Annotated in this window: 18 protein-coding genes and 1 tRNA gene; 13 read left to right on the forward strand and 6 right to left on the reverse strand. The window is 62.5% G+C overall.

Going from position 1 to position 18,277, the window contains the following annotated elements; all coding sequences use genetic code 11:
- The first annotated feature begins 79 nt into the window (after window positions 1-79).
- Window positions 80-2,686 (forward strand): SIR2 family protein, encoded by a 2,607-nt coding sequence (locus M2320_RS04650; protein WP_264596274.1) that lies wholly within the window; start codon window positions 80-82, stop codon window positions 2,684-2,686.
- A 150-nt stretch (window positions 2,687-2,836) separates the two neighbouring features.
- On the opposite strand, the gene M2320_RS04655 is transcribed toward M2320_RS04650, so the two are convergent.
- Both M2320_RS04655 and M2320_RS04660 read right to left on the reverse strand, forming a co-directional pair.
- Window positions 2,837-4,774: a hypothetical protein gene (locus tag M2320_RS04655; protein WP_264596275.1), complete on the reverse strand. Its 1,938-nt coding sequence runs from the start codon at window positions 4,772-4,774 to the stop codon at window positions 2,837-2,839.
- Window positions 4,775-4,855: 81 nt separating this feature from the next.
- A tRNA-Ser gene (locus tag M2320_RS04660) sits at window positions 4,856-4,945 on the reverse strand.
- A 342-nt stretch (window positions 4,946-5,287) separates the two neighbouring features.
- Between M2320_RS04660 and rplU the strand changes: the two genes are divergently transcribed.
- From rplU to proB, 5 genes are all read left to right on the forward strand, one after another.
- Window positions 5,288-5,602 (forward strand): 50S ribosomal protein L21, encoded by a 315-nt coding sequence (rplU, locus tag M2320_RS04665; protein ID WP_184430501.1) that lies wholly within the window; start codon window positions 5,288-5,290, stop codon window positions 5,600-5,602.
- 69 nt (window positions 5,603-5,671) lie between these two features.
- A complete protein-coding gene (gene rpmA / locus M2320_RS04670; RefSeq protein ID WP_184430500.1) occupies window positions 5,672-5,953 on the forward strand; it encodes a 50S ribosomal protein L27 in 282 nt (93 codons plus the stop codon).
- A 154-nt stretch (window positions 5,954-6,107) separates the two neighbouring features.
- The gene (locus M2320_RS04675; protein ID WP_264596276.1) at window positions 6,108-6,668 is read left to right on the forward strand and encodes a GNAT family N-acetyltransferase; all 561 of its coding nucleotides are present in this window, start codon (window positions 6,108-6,110) and stop codon (window positions 6,666-6,668) included.
- 205 nt (window positions 6,669-6,873) lie between these two features.
- On the forward strand, window positions 6,874-7,944 hold the full coding sequence (gene obgE, locus M2320_RS04680) for a GTPase ObgE (protein WP_184430498.1): 1,071 nt from the start codon (window positions 6,874-6,876) through the stop codon (window positions 7,942-7,944).
- 578 nt (window positions 7,945-8,522) lie between these two features.
- Window positions 8,523-9,656 carry a glutamate 5-kinase gene (proB, locus tag M2320_RS04685; RefSeq protein WP_264596277.1) on the forward strand — a complete coding sequence of 378 codons (1,134 nt, stop codon included), beginning with the start codon at window positions 8,523-8,525 and terminating at the stop codon, window positions 9,654-9,656.
- Here the strand turns inward: proB and M2320_RS04690 are convergent, their stop codons facing one another.
- Window positions 9,657-10,967 carry a sensor histidine kinase gene (locus M2320_RS04690; protein ID WP_264596278.1) on the reverse strand — a complete coding sequence of 437 codons (1,311 nt, stop codon included), beginning with the start codon at window positions 10,965-10,967 and terminating at the stop codon, window positions 9,657-9,659.
- Between the two features lie 27 nt (window positions 10,968-10,994).
- Entirely contained in the window at window positions 10,995-11,795 is an 801-nt protein-coding gene (locus M2320_RS04695; protein ID WP_184427109.1) for a response regulator, read from the reverse strand.
- Between the two features lie 180 nt (window positions 11,796-11,975).
- Here M2320_RS04695 and M2320_RS04700 point away from each other — a divergent pair, with 180 nt between their 5' ends.
- Together M2320_RS04700 and M2320_RS04705 are read left to right on the forward strand one after the other, a co-directional pair.
- Window positions 11,976-12,257 (forward strand): hypothetical protein, encoded by a 282-nt coding sequence (locus M2320_RS04700; protein ID WP_264596279.1) that lies wholly within the window; start codon window positions 11,976-11,978, stop codon window positions 12,255-12,257.
- Window positions 12,254-12,652, forward strand: a complete 399-nt coding sequence (locus M2320_RS04705; RefSeq protein WP_264596280.1) for a hypothetical protein — start codon at window positions 12,254-12,256, stop codon at window positions 12,650-12,652. The genes M2320_RS04700 and M2320_RS04705 overlap by 4 nt, the downstream gene beginning before the upstream one ends.
- On the opposite strand, the gene M2320_RS04710 is transcribed toward M2320_RS04705, so the two are convergent.
- A complete protein-coding gene (locus tag M2320_RS04710; protein WP_264596281.1) occupies window positions 12,649-13,707 on the reverse strand; it encodes an AI-2E family transporter in 1,059 nt (352 codons plus the stop codon). The two genes, M2320_RS04705 and M2320_RS04710, sit on opposite strands and share 4 nt — an antisense overlap.
- Window positions 13,704-13,874 (reverse strand): hypothetical protein, encoded by a 171-nt coding sequence (locus M2320_RS04715; protein WP_184427105.1) that lies wholly within the window; start codon window positions 13,872-13,874, stop codon window positions 13,704-13,706. Before M2320_RS04715 ends, M2320_RS04710 begins: the two co-directional genes overlap by 4 nt.
- A gap of 121 nt (window positions 13,875-13,995) precedes the next feature.
- Between M2320_RS04715 and egtB the strand changes: the two genes are divergently transcribed.
- The 5 genes from egtB to M2320_RS04740 all read left to right on the forward strand — a co-directional run bounded on the left by egtB (window position 13,996) and on the right by M2320_RS04740 (window position 18,270).
- Complete coding sequence (gene egtB, locus M2320_RS04720) at window positions 13,996-15,237, forward strand: ergothioneine biosynthesis protein EgtB (RefSeq protein ID WP_264596282.1); 1,242 nt, start codon at window positions 13,996-13,998, stop codon at window positions 15,235-15,237.
- The gene (gene egtD, locus M2320_RS04725) at window positions 15,234-16,199 is read left to right on the forward strand and encodes an L-histidine N(alpha)-methyltransferase (RefSeq protein ID WP_264596283.1); all 966 of its coding nucleotides are present in this window, start codon (window positions 15,234-15,236) and stop codon (window positions 16,197-16,199) included. Before egtB ends, egtD begins: the two co-directional genes overlap by 4 nt.
- Before the next feature lie 92 nt (window positions 16,200-16,291).
- On the forward strand, window positions 16,292-16,705 hold the full coding sequence (locus M2320_RS04730) for a hypothetical protein (protein WP_264596284.1): 414 nt from the start codon (window positions 16,292-16,294) through the stop codon (window positions 16,703-16,705).
- 115 nt (window positions 16,706-16,820) lie between these two features.
- Window positions 16,821-17,075 carry a hypothetical protein gene (locus M2320_RS04735; protein ID WP_264596285.1) on the forward strand — a complete coding sequence of 85 codons (255 nt, stop codon included), beginning with the start codon at window positions 16,821-16,823 and terminating at the stop codon, window positions 17,073-17,075.
- Window positions 17,076-17,088: 13 nt separating this feature from the next.
- Entirely contained in the window at window positions 17,089-18,270 is a 1,182-nt protein-coding gene (locus M2320_RS04740; RefSeq protein ID WP_264596286.1) for an efflux RND transporter periplasmic adaptor subunit, read from the forward strand.
- Window positions 18,271-18,277 lie beyond the last annotated feature (7 nt).

Genomic DNA, 18,277 nt, shown 5'->3' on the forward strand with positions numbered 1-18,277 from the left:
TATGTCTGCGCAGCAGCCGCGATCTCCGTGAAGATTTGCCAAATGGCCTTGGATGATATGTGCGAATTTGGAGGCAAAGGTGGTTGATATTAATCAACATGATAGCGCCCTGTTGATAAAGGCCATTATGGACGGAGACGCCGTACTCTTTCTTGGTGCTGGCGCATCGGCCACTTCGACCAACTCCAAGGGAGAACGGGTCAAGCAGGGCAGAGCCTTGGCCGAGCGCCTCGCAACGGAGGCCGGGTTTCCGTACGCTGGGGAGCCGTTGCCGGACGTCTTGGAAGCCGTGACCGGTCATCGCATAAGTAAGCAGCAGTTCGTCGATATATTGCAGGCTGAATACACCTCCACGACACCCTCAGATGAGTTGAAAAAGCTATTTAAATATAGCTGGCGACGTATTTACACATGGAATATAGATGACGCTATTGAAAACACAAAACACAGCGCGCAAACTCGGCGATATGTAAATGGGCTATCCGACAAGGTTTCGTCTTATACAGGAATTGAATACGTACATGTCGTTCATCTTCATGGAGAAGCACTAAAGCCGGAACACGGTTTTATATTTACTCCAAAAGAATACAACGCACGACTCAATGAAGATCGTCATGACTGGTATCGCCAAGCTGCGACTGATTACGTAGCAAAGGTACCTATTTTTATCGGAAGTCGCCTTGAAGAGCCAATACTATCTGCTGAGCTTGATCGCGCGCGTCCTACGCCAGACTCGCAGCTCGGCCTTGCATTTCTAGTCACGCCTGACGATTTTACTCCTATACAATTGGCAGGGTTCGCATCACGAAACATCGTTGTAGTTAAGGGTTACTTGAGCGACTTCGTTCAGTGGCTCGATAAAGCAATCGGCCCTCAAGTCACGCCATTAGATGTCAGCCAGTCTAACAGCCTATTTACTCGAAAGCTCGCGGCACGCATCACTCCCACCAAGAGCGAGGTTGACACAGCAGATTCAATTGTCCTGCACACGTGGCTAGATACTAAAAGCAAGGCTGAAGAGCTTCAAGGTCTCGCGCGGGCCGAAGTTGCGAGGGCATTCCTGGAAGGGTTCCCGCCTACGTGGAAGTTGGCAGCTACGGATATTCCCGTATGGCTGACTAAAACAACCGAACTGTACACGGCTTTGTCAAGCTCTATTGCCTCAAGAGATAGAATGTTTCTCGTTTATGGGCAGGCTGGAAGCGGAAAAACAACAGCTCTTCTTCAGTCGATGATCAGGTTTATGCGGGAAAATACAAGCTATCCTGTTTACGAAATCAAAAGCGATGCAAAGTCGCTTCGCTCGTCCTTGGAGTTGATTCATAAACTACATAAGGACGAGCATGCTGTCGTATATGTCGGGGATGCAATCCTGTTCGGAGATTTATTAGAAGAGGACATTTTGACGCTCCCTGCCGGAAGCTTGACTGTAATCTCTAGCGCGCGAACGAGCGAATGGCGTCGCCATATCGAACGTCGAGTCGGGGATGTCACAACAAGCTTTGAATTTCAGCGCTTTGTGTCGGACGATCATGCGGCTTTGATTGATCGCCTACTCAAATATGTACCTGCGCCGTATTTTAGGAAATTGTCGCCATCCCAGCGCGCAGAGAAGCTTGCCTCATCAAAGGATCAGCTACTCATCGCACTAAAGGAGGCAACGTCATCTGAGAGGTTTACAAAAATCATCGCAGATGAATACGAAAACCTACCGGATGATGATTGTAGAAACCTTTTGCTGATCGTTGGCTTGGCAACCATGGCCCGCACCGGGATATCAAAGGGGGCGACTAGGGAAGCTTTCAATCGGATTAGAAAGTCGCTATCTTTCGAGGGGGCGCTGGGGCATTTGGCAGGCATTGTGTCGCCTAATCCATCAGACAGATACGTCGCGCGCCATGAAGTTTACGTCAGGCACATCATTGAGAATGTTGCTGATTTCAAGAGCATAATTCATGCTGCTATACAAATTCTTAGAACATACACAAAATATGATCTTCCGATTGTAAAGAATGTTGTGCGTCTTGATGGCGCATTGTTCAAGTTCATACTTAACCATGACTTTATTGGCGAAAATGCACGCCGAAGGAATGAGATTCGTAGAGGGCTTGAGCTGTACAAGAGTTTTGAGATAGATTTCCAGCTCGATGGTCATTACTGGCTACAATACGGGCAGTACCTCGCTATGTTCGGCGAATTGGAGCCCGCCATCACAGTCCTGACCAAGTCGATAGAGGCATATCCGGGCAATAGCTACGCTTTACATGCTCTCGCAGATTTGCAATTGCGTGTTGCCTACGAACGTCAAAACTACGATTCCGAAACGGCGAGGTTGCTCACGGCAGCTGCTACCACGCTTGAGGCGTTACATGCGCGTGAATACTCGGATGTCGATTATTACCCTATAGTGACTCTTTCGGAGAAATACATAGGAGCCTTGATAAAAAACAGGCAAATGGAAACGGCGCTTGATGCATCGCGACGATATTATAAAATAATTTCTGAAATACCGCATGAAAACGAACAAATGTCGAAGGCAAAGATTAAGCTTGCTCACTTTATTACCCACAGAACGTGGAAAGCCGTGGACGACGCGCCACAACCTTTAAAGGCGCGCGATGCCAAGCGACGCAAAAAGGGTCCTAGAAAACGGATTAAACGCGCTGGTCCAAAAAACGCGGGTTAGGGACGCAAGAGAGTATCGAAGCTATCCAACCGTTTTGAAGTCGCCGCTGCCGTTGAACGGCGCGGCGGCTTTACGGAATAGAGACACGTCAACGCGTCAGGCGATGAGTCCCTTGAGGGAAGGATAGGCGGCAGGCGACCACGCAGCTCTTTACGACTCAGACGGGCCCTTCTTGGGTCTGCCCCCCTTCCTTACCTTCGACGCCATGGCCTCGAAATCCAGTCCCTTGAATACGGACCAGTCGATGGCCTCCATCAGCGGCAGTCGAGCCAGCTGTTGGCATTCCGCCCTTGTCAGGGAACGGTTGGAGCCATAATCGTCATGGACGTCAACGCGTGTGCTCTGCCCCATCTGCTTGCGCCGCGTCTCGCCTTCGATCGCGGCATCGACCATCGCGTCCTTGGCGCCGTGGCGCAACGCGTGGGGAACCTCGATGTTGCAGCCGATCGCGCCGGCCTTTTGTAGCAGGCGACCGCACCGCTTTGATGCTGCGTCGGCAGGGTCCGCGCAGGCGTGCAACTGGCGGAAGATGAACGCATCCCCTTGTGCTTTGGCCCAATCGGTGAGGCCGCAGTCGTCCCACAGCTCGTGGAGAACAAAGAAGTTCAGGCTGTCCGGCGTCTTGTAAGGCACGCGGTACCATTTTCCCTTCTGCGAGTCGAAGGCCACCCCGTCGATGCGGACAATGCTGACGCCATGTTTCGTCTGGAAGTCACTGCCGCGCAGATAAGCGAGCAAGCCGAGTCGCCGCGACGTGGTCTGCGCCAGCGCCGGAAGCAGCGCGTCGTCGATGAAGCCGGAGGCGACGCCGATGCGGAACACCTCGTCGAGCCGCTCGGCGTCGAGTGCCTCGCGAGTGGCGGAGGGTCTCAACTGTTTTGGCCAGATCAGCCTCATTTTGCCGAAGGGGTTGTGAATAGGGTGTATTCGAACGGCGTGGTTGATCACGGCCTTGATGGCAGGCAGGTAGCCATCCTCCATCGTCTTGCGGGTCAGCCGCTCCCAACAGTTTTCCTTTTTGTTGATCTCGATGGCCGCCTTCGGTCCGATCGCCCGAACGGTGGAGGATTCTGGCATTTCCTTGCCGAAGGCGAGGGGAAGGTGCTGCGCCTCATTGACAAACTTTTGCAGATCGAATGGCAGGTATTGATCAATAGGCTTGTCGCCCATGACAGCAACGAAGACTTCGGCGCGCATGCGCGCCGTCGAAATCGCGCCCCTTTCAGCCCCGGCGCCTTCGCGCAGTTCGAGATATTCGGCGAGGGCTTCGCTGAACAGGGGCGCCTCGGATTTGGGGCGTGCGGGCGCAGCCGGCTGCGCTGGCATGGCCGCCTGCGGCGCTGGAGTAATGGTTTGCGGCGAGTTGGGCGTGGCGGCGATCTCGGGCGAAACAACAGGGACGGACTGCCGCGCTCCTACGTCACCACCTAATGGCTGGGGCAGCCCATTGCCCAGACCGCCGCTCACAAGAGTCTGCGTCATGGCGTTGAAGGCCGCAGCCCCTGCGTTCACGGCCTCCTCGAACGCAGTCATCCGGTACTTGAGGTTGGCGCGCAGGAGATCGGCGTTGGCGGCAATCGGGGAATGCGTTCCTTCGCCAAGCCGGATGTCCCGTTCAAGGGCGCAACCTTCCCGTATAAAGGCAAGATGATGCTCTGCTCGAGGAGGAAGAGCGGGAAAGGGCGGCGCTTCCTTCTTCACGGTCACTAAAGCTGTGGCGAAGAGCTGCGCCATTTCCTTGAGGAATGCCGACGCCTCTGGAGGGGAGGAGTCGCCATTCCTCGCGTAGCCATCGCCGAAATCGAACTCGTCTTGCTGCATCTTGTCTTCCATCCGTCTGTCCCAGCGGGCGAAGAGCGCCTCGGCGAGGTCGGCGAGATGCAGCGCCCATGCTTGGGCGGTACGAGTCGACACAGCTCCCAGTCGCAATCTATGAGGCGCCGGTTTTTTCAAAACGGCAAGCCTCTTCGGCAGGCGAGGGCGAATCTGGAAGAAGAAGACGTCGCCGCGGCGCACGAGGTAGGAGGGGCGGCTACTGCGGCGGCGGACTACATTATGGACTACAAGTTGGGATACATCGTTCGCCATGGCTCGACCGGTTTTTGGCCGAACCCGTGACTTTCAGGCGTTTCCGCTTGGGCGGAAACTGGCGGATGGGGGATCAGAAACTGGCGGAGAGGGAGGGATTCGAACCCCCGATACGGTTGCCCGTATGCCGCATTTCGAGTGCGGTGCTTTCAACCACTCAGCCACCTCTCCAATCCAGGTGTGTCGACGAGGCCAAGGGCTCGCCGGTGGTGAGGCGGCGCAATAACATGCCCCCACGCAAAAACGCAAGGCTCAACCGCACGTAAAAATGATAAAGATCGCCAACGCCAGCGTCCCGCCGATCCGGCCTTGACTTGGCTCGCCTTTTGCGTCTATGAAGCCAGACGGTCTGTCGTGGCGTTCCGCCGCGATTTCTCGTTTTTGCCCTGCAAAGACGGCCGTTTCCTTGGGTTTCGGGCCTCGCGTCCAAACCTTTCCCTGCTGGTTCAGCTGCAAAAAAGCCGGTCGCGCAAAAAAAAAAGCGCAGATCGGAAGAGAACACGAGGAAAAACGATGTTCGCAGTCATCAAAACCGGCGGCAAGCAGTATCGCGTCGCCGCCGATGAAAAAATCACCGTCATGTCGCTCGAAGGCAATGCCGGCGACAAGGTCACTTTCTCCGACGTTCTGATCGTCGAAAAGGACGGCGCCGCCACCATCGGCGCGCCTTTCGTCGCCGGCGCCTCCGTCACCGCCGAGATCGTCGAACAGGCCCGCGGCCCGAAGGTCATCTCCTTCAAAAAGCGCCGCCGCAAGAATTCCAAGCGCAAGCGGGGTCACCGCCAGGATCTGACCATCGTGCGCATTCTCGAAGTCGTCGCCGCCTAATCCGCGCGAAAACTTCTTCAAACTGGAACTCGGCCGCGCATGCGGCGTTAAGGATCTCGGAGCAGGACAATGGCTCACAAAAAGGCAGGCGGTTCATCCCGCAACGGGCGCGACTCTGACGGTCGTCGCCTTGGCGTGAAAAAATTCGGCGGCGAAGCGGTGTTGGCTGGCAACATCCTCGTGCGTCAGCGCGGCACCAAATGGCATCCCGGCGCCAATGTCGGCATGGGCAAGGATCACACCCTGTTCGCCCTCGTAGACGGCAAAGTCGTGTTTAAAACCCAGGGCGCCCGATCGGTCATTACCGTCGCCGCCACCCCGGCCCAAGTACCGGCCGAAGCCGCAGAATAAATCCGGGAGATGAAACGGTCTCCCGAGGCGCAAGTTCCCGGGAGGCCGAAAGGCCCGGTTTTCAAGCCCAAAATCTGGGCGCGAAGACATCCAGCTCCAAGCTGCCAGGGGAACGCGCGCGTTCCCCTTTTTGCTTGCGAACTGGAGTGTCTCTATGTTCCCTGATCTCGCCCGCGACGACGTTTTTCGTCTCGAAACGCGCCGCCTCTGGCTGCGCTGGCCGGAAGCCGCCGATGCGCCCGTCCTCGCAGCCCTTGCCGGCGACTGGGAGGTCGCGCGCCTCACCGCCCATATTCCGCATCCCTATGGCGTTGACGACGCGCAGGCCTTCGTGCGCGACAGCCGGGAGGGCAATGCCGCCGGGCGGCATTTGCGCCTGGTGATGACGCGGAAAACCGGCGATCGCGCCCCCATCGGCATGATCGCTTTGGAGCCCGGCGCTCAAAAATTCGAGCTCGGCTATTGGCTGGGCCGCGCTTTTTGGCGACAGGGTTTTGCCGCGGAGGCGGCGGGCGCCATGATCGACGCCTGTTTCCTGGTGACGCGGGCGCCTGCGCTCACCGCCGCCGCGCTGGAGGAACATACCGCTTCGCAGGCGGTGCTGCGCCGCGTCGGTTTTGCCCCGGTGGGCGAAGCGCCGGCGCCGGGCCGCCATGCCGGGGCGAAAGCGCTGCTGTTCGCCCTCGACCGCGAAAGCTGGGCGCGCGCCGCTTGAGGCGCGGCGCGCCTTGAGCTAGAGCCTGTCCACGGCGTTTTCGCCGGGGCCGCCCCTGCTTGGACCGCCCTCGTCCTTCGAGACGCCCGCTGCGCGGGCTCCTCAGGATGAGGGCTACTTTTGATGAGGGCTCCTTTGGACGAGGGCTCCTGGGGGGCTTCGGGGTGATGCGTTTTTCAGAGCTGGCCAGAAAGAAGAAAAGTAAATGAAATTCCTTGACCAGGCTAAGATCTACGTTCGCTCCGGCGACGGCGGGGCGGGTTGCGTCTCGTTCCGGCGCGAAAAATTCATCGAATTCGGCGGTCCCGATGGCGGCGACGGCGGACGCGGCGGCGATGTCGTCGCCGAATGCGTCCAGGGTTTGAATACGCTGATCGACTATCGCTACCAGCAGCATTTCAAGGCCAAGACCGGCATGCACGGCATGGGCAAGAACCGCGCGGGCGGGCGCGGCGCCGATGCGGTGTTGAAAGTGCCTGAAGGCACGCAGATTTTTGAAGAGGACGGCGAGACTCTGATCGCCGATCTCACCGAGGTCGGGCAGCGCGTCGTCATCTGCAAGGGCGGCAATGGCGGGTTTGGCAATCTGCATTTCACCACTTCGACCAATCGCGCGCCGCGCCGGGCCAATCCGGGCCAGGAGGGCGAGGAGCGCACCATCATTCTGCGCCTGAAACTCATTGCCGACGCGGGGCTGGTTGGTTTGCCCAATGCGGGAAAAAGCACGTTTTTGTCGACGGTTTCCGCCGCGCGGCCGAAGATCGCCGATTATCCGTTCACGACCCTGCACCCGAATCTGGGGGTGGTGAATTGCGACGGGCGCGAATTCGTGATGGCCGACATTCCCGGGCTGATCGAGGGCGCGCATGAGGGCCATGGGCTCGGCGACCGCTTTTTGGGCCATGTCGAGCGCACCGGCGTGCTGCTGCATCTGGTCGACGGCGCCGGCGAGCATGCCGGCAAGGCCTATAAGATCGTGCGCGGCGAGCTGGAGGCCTATGGTCATGGCCTCGACGAAAAGCCGGAGGTGGTGGCGCTGACCAAGACCGACGCGCTCGATCCGGAGACGCTGAAGCAGCAGATCGAGCGGCTGAAGCGGGCGATCAAGAGCGCCGGGCCGGTTTTGCCGGAGGGCGAAAAGCCGCGGGCGCCGTTGAAAATTTCGGCGGTCGCTGGGGAGGGCGTCACCGAGGCCTTGCGGGCGGTGCTGGCCTTTGTCGACGCCAAGCGCCGTGCGGAGGCCGAGGCCGCGCCGGCGCCGGAATGGCGGCCATGAATAGCCGACCGCCGGGCCGGCGCGTTGGCGCTTTTTTGGCGCCGTTGTTTTCGGGCTTTCGGCCGCGGATTCGGGGTTTTTCTACCTTGAGTTGAAAACGAATCGCGAAATGTGATCGCATTTTCGCGTTTTTTTGCGTTTTTTCGCAAAAAAGCGATCAAAACGCGTCGGTTTTCGCGCCTACAATTCTGGGGTTGTGGCGGAGCCCGCGTGGGACGGGCGCGAGTCTTCTTGTCAAAAACCCTTTAAATTCAGGTTTTTGGCGTGAAAACGTTTCACGTGGAACATAGAGTGAACAAAATACGCGTTTGTCAAGCCCCCGAAAAGCGTTTTCACTTTTCATCATTTGCCGGCCGGAAACGCTTCGCGAGAGCGGCTCAGGCTTGTGCCGATGGGCGGCAATGCTTAAAGCCGTCATGAGCTGAGCAAAGCAATCAAAAACCTTGGAGCGACGGAGTTCGTCGCCCTCTGTTCCGCGCCCATCAGGTGGCGAGACATGGATTGCTTCGCTGCGCTGGCAATGACGATCCGGAGGCTTGGCGTAAGCAGGCGCCGGACAGCTATAGCAAGAGACCGGAATGTTCCTGCCCCATCTCGAAGATTTCAAGCGCATCGTCATCAAAGTCGGATCGTCGCTGCTGGTGGACAGCAAGCGCGGCGAGGCGCGGCGCGACTGGCTGCATGGGCTGGTCGACGATCTCGCCGACCTCCATGGCGACGGCGCCGATATTCTGGTCGTCTCCTCCGGCGCGGTCGCGCTCGGGCGCTCCGTGCTTGGTCTGCCCCCGGGGGCGCTGAGACTGGAGGACAGCCAGGCGGCGGCCTCCGTCGGCCAGATCGCCTTGTCGCGGATCTGGGCCGAGGCTTTCGCCAAGCGCGGCATTGTCGCCGGGCAGATTCTGGTCACCTGGCAGGACACCGAGGAGCGGCGCCGCTATCTCAACGCCCGCGAAACCGTGTCGCGGCTTTTAGGCCTGCGCGCGGCGCCGGTGATCAACGAGAACGACACGGTGGCCACCGCCGAAATCCGCTATGGCGACAATGACCGGCTCGCCGCGCGCGTGGCGACCATGGCGTCGGCCGACCTGCTGATTCTGCTCTCCGACATTACCGGGCTTTTTGACGCGCCGCCGGCCAACAATCCCTCGGCAAAACTCATTCCGGTCGTGCCGCGCATTACGGCGGAGATCGAGGCGATGGCGGGCGGGGCGGCCTCCGAATTGTCGCGCGGCGGCATGCAGACCAAGATCGAAGCCGGCAAGATCGCGACCTCGGGCGGCGCCCATATGGTGATCGCCGACGGTCGGCAGAACAATCCGGTCGGCCGCATCGCCAAGGGCGCGCCCTGCACCTGGTTTTTGACGCCATCCACGCCCGTAAAAGCGCGCAAGAAATGGATCGCGGGATCGCTGGCGCCGCAGGGGGTGATCACCATCGACGACGGCGCCGTCCACGCGCTGGCCTCCGGCGCCAGTCTGCTGCCGGCGGGGGTGACGGCGGTCGACGGAGATTTTTCCCGCGGCGACAGCGTGATCGTGCGCGACGCGCACGGCGGCGAGATCGGGCGCGGGCTGGTCGGTTACGACATCGGCATGGCGCGCAAAGTGATCGGGCTCAACTCCCGCCACATCGCCAGCGTGCTGGGCGTCGAGGGCCGCACCGAAATGATCCACCGCGACGATCTCGTGCTTGCTGGCGATCCCATCGAGTGATCAGTTCGGCAATCTGAGCTGCTTGTCGTCGATGCGCAGGGTCCACAGCAGGCCCGCATCGTCATAAACGATCCGCGACGGGCCTTCGGTCGCGCGGGGCAACAAATCCTCGACCAGGGTCAGGCCGAAATCGGGCTCGGGCGCCGGCCGGGTCGGCGATTTTTCCCGCCAGACCAGCTCCAGTCCGGCGAATCCATCCCCTGCGACCGGCGCCCAGCTGATGGCGACATTGGGGCCGGCGCGCGCGCCGTCAAGGTGTGAGGCGGCATTGGCCGCCATTTCATAGACGGCCAAGGCGACGTTTTGCGCGCATTCGGGGCTGAGCACACAGGGCGGACCGCGCAAGACCGCCTGTCCGCCGCCCGGCCAGGCCGCTTTCCAGGCCGCGGTGAGCAATTGCCGGAGGTCGACGCCGCGCCATTTGGTCTCCACCAGCAATTCGTGGGTCAGCGCCAGCGCGCGGATGCGCCCGTTGAATTTCTGCACAAAGCTCTGAACGTCGGTGGCGGAGCGGCTGGATTGGCGCGCAATGCCCTGGATGACGGCGAGCAGGTTTTTCGTCCGGTGGGTAAGTTCGCTGAGCAAAAAGGTGAGTTCGTCCTGGCGGCGCCGGTGTTCGGTGGCGTCGATGGCGGTGGTGAGCAGGCCCACGACTTCGCCGTCGCGCCACAAAGGTTCGATCGACTGGTCGAAATAGCGGACGCTGCCGTCGAGCGTCACCGCCAGCTCGTTCTGCACCAGGGTTTTGTGCTCGAGCGCGCGCTGGCTGGCGTCGAGAACGGAGGACAAGGCGTCGGCGGGCACGACATCGCAGGGCAGGCGGCCGATGAAAGCGTCGGCATGGAGGGGGCTCGGCAGATTGTGGACCCATTGATAGCGCAACTCCAAATCCTGCTGCGCCATGCTGACCCGGGTTGTCTTGAGGGCGTGGACAAAGCGCTGGTTGGCTTCGTCCAGGGCGCGGGTGCGCTCGGCCACCGCCTTCTCCAGCCGGGCGTTCTCCGCCATGAGATCGCCGCGCGACGGCAGCGCGATCAGGCCGGGGATCAGCCCCCAGCAGGCCAGCGAAAGCGTCAGCGCCACGCCCACGGAGATGATTTCGAGGCTTTCGATAAAGGCCGAGCCCGGCGCATAAAGCATGAACGCGTCGAGGAAACGCGACAGGCCGAAGGCCGAGAGCCCGGCTATGGCGAACCAGGCGACGCGGCGCGAATCCTCCAGAAGCGACGCGCGGCTGCGCAGGTAGAACAGCACCGCCAGGGCGCCGGAAAAGCACGCGACGCCTGCGGCAATGTCCGATACAAATCGCATTGCCCCGTCTCGCGCCCGCCTCCCCGATCAAGCCGCGTTGGCCGGCTCCCGTCCCGCCTTGGCGTCGAAGAACAGGGCCTGGCTGACCACGGCGCGCACCATATCCTCCTCGAACGGCTTGGCGATCAGGAAGGTGGGCTCGGGCCGCTTGCCGGTGAGCAGGGTTTCCGGATAGGCGGTGATGAAGATCACCGGCACCGCGAAGGATTTTAGAATGTCCTGGACGGCGTCGAGGCCCGAACTGCCGTCGGCGAGCCGGATGTCGGCCAGCACGAGGCCGGGCCGCAGCCGCTCCGCCATCTCCACGGCTTCCGCCCGGGTGCGGGCGTTGCCGCAGACCTGATGACCCAGGCCCTTGACGATGCTTTCGAGATCCATGGCGATGATCGGCTCGTCCTCGATGATGAGGACATTGGTCGCGACCTGCTCGCTGATCTCGCGGCCGGCGGCCTCGATGAGCCGCGACAGGCTTTCGGGCGAACGCTCCAGCACCTGCGCCGCCTGTTCCGGGGTGAACCCCTCGACGGCGGTCAAAAGAAAGGCCTGGCGCGGCAGCGGGGTGATGCCCTCGACGCGGCGTTCGGCCGGGGTGCCGGGGCCGCGCACGGGGGCGGCGCCATTGAGCGGCAAAGCGTTCCAGATGCGGGAAAAGGCGCGGTAGGTCGCCACCCGGGACTCGCAATCGGTATCGTAAAGGGTCGGGTCCTCGACCAAAGCTTCGAGCATGGCGACGACATAGGCGTCGCCGCTCGCCTGGCTGCCGCTCAGCGCGCGCGCATAGCGGCGAAGGAAGGGAAGCTGCGGACCAACAAGCGCGGAAAGGGACATAAGAAACTCCAGCCCGTCTGACTGACCTTCAAAAACACCTAGGACATAGGTTCGGTTCCGCCATTTAACAAAGAAAGCTGCGCTCCAGCAATTTGCGCGCACGGCACGGGACAATGAGGCGGCGGCGAAGACCGGAACAATGTCTGGGGGGCGGCGTTGGCGGTCAAACGGAGGATAAGCATGGCTATCGGTTCGCACGCCAGGGGCGCAGGAGAAGCTTTGAATGAAGCCGTGGTTCGGGAGGTCGCGGCGGAAGTCGCCGACACCGGTTCCGCCGCGCCGGGGCGCAGGAGCGACGCGGCCGAGGTCGCGGAGCAATTCGCCAATCTCGCCAACACCATGGGCGAATATGTGGTGGACGCGCTGGAGCGCTCGGTGGCCTCGCGGCCGTTCATGTCGCTGGCGGCGGCCGCCGGCGCGGGCTTCCTGTTCGCGCAATGGTCGCTCGGGGGACGCCGTTGAGGACGGAGGGCGCGGCTTCGCCCCGCGAGCGCGCCGCGCGCTCCATTGCTGTCGGCGCGGGATTTGCCGTGCTGGCGGCGCTGGCGATGTTGGTGACGCTGGTCTCTCTCGCCGGCGCCTCCTATCTGGTGCTGCTTGATTCCCTGCAACCGCGTTACGCCGCCTTGTGCGTCGCCGGCGGGGGGCTGTTCGTCGCCTTGATGGCGGGTCTGATCGGGCGGGCGCTGATCGACGGCGGCCTCGAACGGCTGAAAGTGGCGGTGCGCACCAGCGCCGTCGTCGCGCTCGCGCCGCACGCGCTGCGCTTCGGCCTGCGCAACGCCAAGCTGGTCGGGCTGGCCTCGACGGCGGCGGCGACTTATTTCGCTTTGCGCAGTTCGCGTCGGCCGGATTAGGGCAAGGCGCGGTCTGGCTCGGCCATGAGCGCCTCCGCCACGGTCTGCGCCGTGACTAACAACGGCACCGCCAGAATGGCGCCGACGGGTCCCCACATCCAGCCCCAGAACACGATGGCGAGGAAGATGAGGAATGGATTGACCTCGTGGCGGCGGCCCAGCAACGTCGGAAGAATGGCCATCTCGGTCAGCAGGTGGACCGCGAGATAGAGCGCGGCCGGCGCCAGGGCGAACAAACCCTGGTGGGTCAAAAACCCGGCGACCGTCAGCGCCAGCGTGATCAGCGACACCCCAATATAGGGAACGTAGCCCAGCGCAAATGTCATGACCGCCCAGAGCAGCGGCTGCGATAGGCCAAAGGCCAGCGCGATCGCGCCGGTGAGCGCCCCGACTGCGCCATATACGAGCGCCGTCGTGGCGAAATATTGCGACAGCGCCCGCTCGACGGCGGCGATCGTCTTCAGGGTGGAGAGACGGCTGGCGCGTTCCGGCATGGCCAACACCATCTGCTTGCGGATGGAGTCGCGGCCGGCGACGAAAAAGGCGAGGCAGGGAAAGAAGATCAGCAAGCCCTCCAGAGCGGGCGTCAGCCGGCCGAGGAAAGCGGTGACCCAGCCCATGGCGTCGCCCAGGCCCGGGGCGGCCGCAGCGCTCGCGTGGCTCTGCCCCAATTCACCGAGCAGGCGGTCGAGGCGCTGCGCTATCGGCTGGCTCATATCCGCCAGGGCGCGCGCCATATCCGGCGCCCGCGCCAACAGGCTGGCGAACGGCTCGGCAAGACCGATGATGAGCATCAGCCCCAGCGAGACGGCGCAGATCACCACGAGCGTGTTGGCGAGCACATAGGGGAGTCCGAGCTGGGTCAGGCGCTCGGCGATCCGCGCCAGGATGATGCCGACGAAGATCGCGGCGAAGATCGGCGCCATCACGTCGGCCGCCGTTCTCAAAACCGCGAAGACGGCGAGCGTGAACAGCCCGATGGCGGCGTAATCCGCGAGGCGCGTTCGCCGCCCGGCGTCGGCGGCTAGCGCCTCCGGGGGATCGATCTTGTTCACCGCTCGCCGCTTTTCTCCTTGGGGCGACGCATCGTGTAGGCCGGCGGATCGCTCGCCGGGAAGGACTCCCACGACGCCTCCGCCACCTCGTCCCAGGGCCGCTTCTGCTCCTTCTTCTCGTCCTTGGGTTTTTCGCGCTTTTCCGCGCGGGGCTTGGCTTGTGCCATTTTACCTCTCCGTGTCGCCTCTGAAATGGTCGCGCCGGCCCCGCAAGCAAGCGGAGCCGGCGCCAAAAACGGAACTTCCGCGCCGCCGAACGATTAACGTGGCTCTTGCGGCGGAGGTCCCGTGTCATCACGCTTTCCCGAAATATTTCGCCGGTATCAGGCCACGCGCGCGCTCAGCCGCACGCTCGCCGCGCCGCTGTCGGACGCCGACGCCACCGTGCAATCCATGCCCGACGCCAGCCCGGCCAAATGGCATCTGGCGCACACCAGCTGGTTCTTCGAGGCGATGGTTCTGCAGCGGTTTTCGAAGGATTATGCGCCGTTCGATCCCGCCTTCGGCTACCTGTTCAATTCCTATTACGAGGCGCTTGGCGCGCGACACCCGAGACCTCGGCGCGGCCTGCTCACGCGGCCCACGCTCGATTCCATTTACGCCTATCGCGACCATGTGGACCGCGCGGTCGAAGCGTTTTTTCAGCGCGCGTTTTGCGAAGCGGCGGGCGAGTTGATCGAACTGGGTTGTCATCACGAGAGCCAGCACCAGGAGCTCCTGCTGACCGACATCCTGCATCTGTTCGCGCAAAACCCGCTGCGCCCAGCCTACAAGGAGCGCGCGTCCGATGAGGCCGGCGAAGCCACGCCCGTGCGCTTCCTGGCCTTTGCCGGCGGCCTCGCGGAGCTCGGCGCTGGGGTCGAAAATTTTGCCTATGATTGCGAGCGTCCGCGCCACCGCGTTTTCGTTTCGCCTTACCGGCTCGCGGACCGGCTCGTCACCAATGCGGAATGGATCGCTTTCATCGACGCGGGCGGCTACGGCAACCCGCTGCTGTGGCTGTCCGAAGGCTGGGCCAAACGTCTTGCGGAGGGCTGGACCGCGCCGCTTTATTGGGAGCGGCGCGAGGGCGCGTGGTGGACCATGACGCTCTCAGGCCTGCGGCGCGTCGATCCCGCCGCCCCCGTCGCGCATGTCAGCTATTTCGAGGCCGACGCCTTTGCGCGCTGGTGCGGCAAGCGCCTGCCGACCGAAGCGGAATGGGAGCTGGCGGCGGAACCCCTGCCGATGCGCGGCAATTTTTTGGAGACGGGGCGGTCGCGTCCGGCTGCTGCGGAAGGAGAAGGGCTGCGGCAAATGTTCGGCGACCTCTGGGAATGGACCTCGAGCCCGTTCTCCCCCTATCCGCGTTTCCGCCCCGCCGAAGGCGAGGCGAGCGAATATAACGCCAAATTCATGTGCGGACAGTTCGTGCTGCGCGGCGGCTCCTGCGTCAGCCCGAAAGCGCATATCCGCGCCACCTACCGAAATTTTTTCCCGCCCGACGCCCGCTGGCAATTTTCGGGCGTACGCTTGGCGGAGGATTCATGACCGAGCTCGATTTGCAAAGCCGTTGGAGCGAGGCTTTTCGTTCCGCCGTCGTCTCAGGCCTTTCCGCGCCGCGAAAGCGCCTGCCAAGCTGCTGGCTCTATGACGCGCGCGGCTGCGACCTTTTCAACGCGATCACCCGGCTCGACGATTATTACCCCACCCGCGCGGAGACGGAGATCTTGTTGCGCCACGCGTCTGATATCGCCGAATTCTGCGGAGAAGGCGCGGCGCTTCTGGAATATGGCGCGGGGGCCGGCGTCAAGACCGAGCTTCTGATCGACGCGATGAATGCGCCGCGTCTCTATGTCCCCATCGACATCGCCAGCGACGAACTTTTGACCACGACGGAACGCATGGGCCGGCGGTTTTCGTCCCTACAGATTTCGCCTGTCATTGCCGATTTTACCGGCGCATTCGACCTGCCCGCCCTCCCGCCTGGACCGCGCGTCGCCTTCTTTCCCGGCTCGACCATCGGCAATCTCGACCGGCGCGAGGCCATCGCCTTTCTCACGCGCATGCGCGCCCACGTTGCGGGCGGCCGGGCGATCATCGGCGTCGATCTCAAGAAGGATCGCAACATCCTGCTCAGCGCCTACGACGACAGCGAGGGCGTCACCGCCGCCTTCAACCTGAACCTGCTCGCGCGGATCAATCGCGAACTGGACGGCGGCTTTCCGCTCGACCGTTTCGCGCACAAGGCGCGCTGGAACGAAGCGGAGTCGGCCGTCGAAATGCATCTTGTCAGCCTCGACGCGCGGGAAATTCCGGCGGCGGGCCGAGATTTCGAATTTCGGGCGGGAGAGTCCATCCACACCGAGAGTTCGCGCAAATACGATCTCAACTCCTTCGCCGCTTTGGCGGAAGCGGCGGGCTGGCGGCTGGCGCGCTGCTGGCGCAACGCCCAGTTCGCCGTGCTCGGGCTCGAAGCCAACCTCGCCAGTCCATTGGAGGCATGGTCTTAGGCGCGACGCCGCGCCTGCATCGCGCGCCGCCCATCTTTCGGCTCATTCGGGTTCGATAAGCTTTGGTTCAGGTTTGAGTGCAAAATAACCCGATGATCCGCGCCGCGCTGTTCAGATTCGCCCGTATCGCGCTCGCGACCGTCCTGGTCGCGCTGGCGGCGTTCGGCCATGTCTATGGCAAGGCCCATCACGATCACGGCCAACCCGAACAGCGCCTCGCCTGGACGGACGTCGAAAAATCCGACCCGGCGATCGCCGCCGCATCCGGTCTCCTCAAACTCTCTCCCGCCACGGCGGGGCAGCCACATCAAGGCTTGGTCGACGAGCGCGCCTGCGGCTGCTGTTTTTCCGGCTGCGGCTGTTGTGCGACGGCGCTCTGGCGCCAGGCCGAGGATTTTCCGCCCCCGGCGATGATCCTCGCGGATTCGCTCATCGCGCCACAACCGGACGTCCCCTCGGGCCTGCGCCCAAAATCGCTGTTCAGGCCGCCGCGGCTCGCCGGCTGAACCTGCGCGCGGCGTAACCGCCGCATTTCCAAAACGTCCAGTCCCTCACGCGCGCCCCCGGCGCGAACGTCGCTGCGCCCGAGACGCGCATCGCGCGGCGTGGAGTTTTAGCATCATGAGCCGCTCTTCCCTGGCCTTGCTGGCCATTCTGACCTTCATCCCCGCAGCCGGCGCCGCGACGCCGATTGCTCTTCTCGATGCCTGCGGCCACGAAAGCCGCGCCTCCCACGTCCAGAGTTGCGAAAAGAACAAGGGATCCTGTTTGCAGGATGTCGGCCCTTCGTCCCGCCGCACCCATGAAATCACCCACTGCGCCATCACCTTCAGCCAATGCATGAGCCGCGGCGCCGCCGCGTCCGCCATCCACTGATCGGAGACGAGACATGCCCAGCTCCCTGCGGCCCGCCCTGATCGCGCTGGCCTTTTCCATCACCGCGCTCTCGCCCGCCCAGGCGGCGGAGCCCGCCGAACCCCATTCCGCTGCCGAACCCCATTCCGCCCATGGCGAAGTCCCGCTTGCCGCCGAGCAGATCGAAAAAGCCGGCGTCACCGTCACGCGCGTCGAACCCGGCGTCATCGCGGAGCAGTTTTTCGCGCCCGGCGTCGTCATCGCCGACCAGGACCGCATCGCCCGCGTGCCCGCGCGGGTGATCGGCTCGGTGGCGGAATTGCGAAAGCGGCTCGGCGAGACCGTGGCCACAGGCGAAATCGTCGCCATGCTCGACAGCCGCGAAGTCGCCGACGCCAAGAGCGAATGGCAGGCGGCCCTGGTCAATTACGACCTGCAAAAAACCCTGTTCGACCGCGCGGCCAAACTCTGGGACAAGCGTATCAGCGCCGAACAGGTCTATCTGCAAGCCAAGACCACGGCGACCACCGCGCAATTGCGGGTGAATCTCGCCCGGCAGAAACTGCGTTCGCTGGGGGTGAGCGACGCGGAAATCGACACGCTGCGCGCCGCCGACGACTCCGCCAACCTCGGCCTCTACCCGGTGCGCGCGCCCATCTCGGGCCGCGTCATCGAGCGCAAGGTGGATGTCGGCGCCTCGGTCGGCGGCAACAACGACCCCTCCGAACTCTACGCCATCGCCGATCTCAGCCGCGTCTGGATCGATCTTTCCATTCCCGCCAGCGAATTGAACGCGATCCGCGAGGGACAAAAAGTTTTTTTGCGCGCGCCCAACGATGAGACGCTGTCAGGCGAAATCATCTTCATCGGCCCCGTGCTCAATCCCGAGACCCGCTCGGCGCGGGTGCTGGCCGCCGTCGACAATCCTGGCCTGGCGCTGCGTCCCGGCGGTTTCGTCAACGCCACCATCGCCGTGCGCGACACGCCGGTGGCTTTGCGCGCGCCAAAATCGGCGCTGCAAACCGTCGAGGGCAAGACAAGCCTGTTCGTGCGCAACGACAAAGGTTTTGTCGCTCGCGCCGTGGGGCTGGGGCGTTCCGACGCGCAATTCGTCGAAATCACCGAGGGCCTGACGGCGGGCGAGACCATCGCATCGGAAAATTCCTTCATTCTCAAGGCGGAACTCGGCAAGGCCGAGGCCGGCCACGACGAGTGAGGCGGCC

This window comes from Rhodoblastus acidophilus, from assembly GCF_025961575.1.
Classification (GTDB): Bacteria; Pseudomonadota; Alphaproteobacteria; order Rhizobiales; family Beijerinckiaceae; genus Rhodoblastus; species Rhodoblastus acidophilus_C.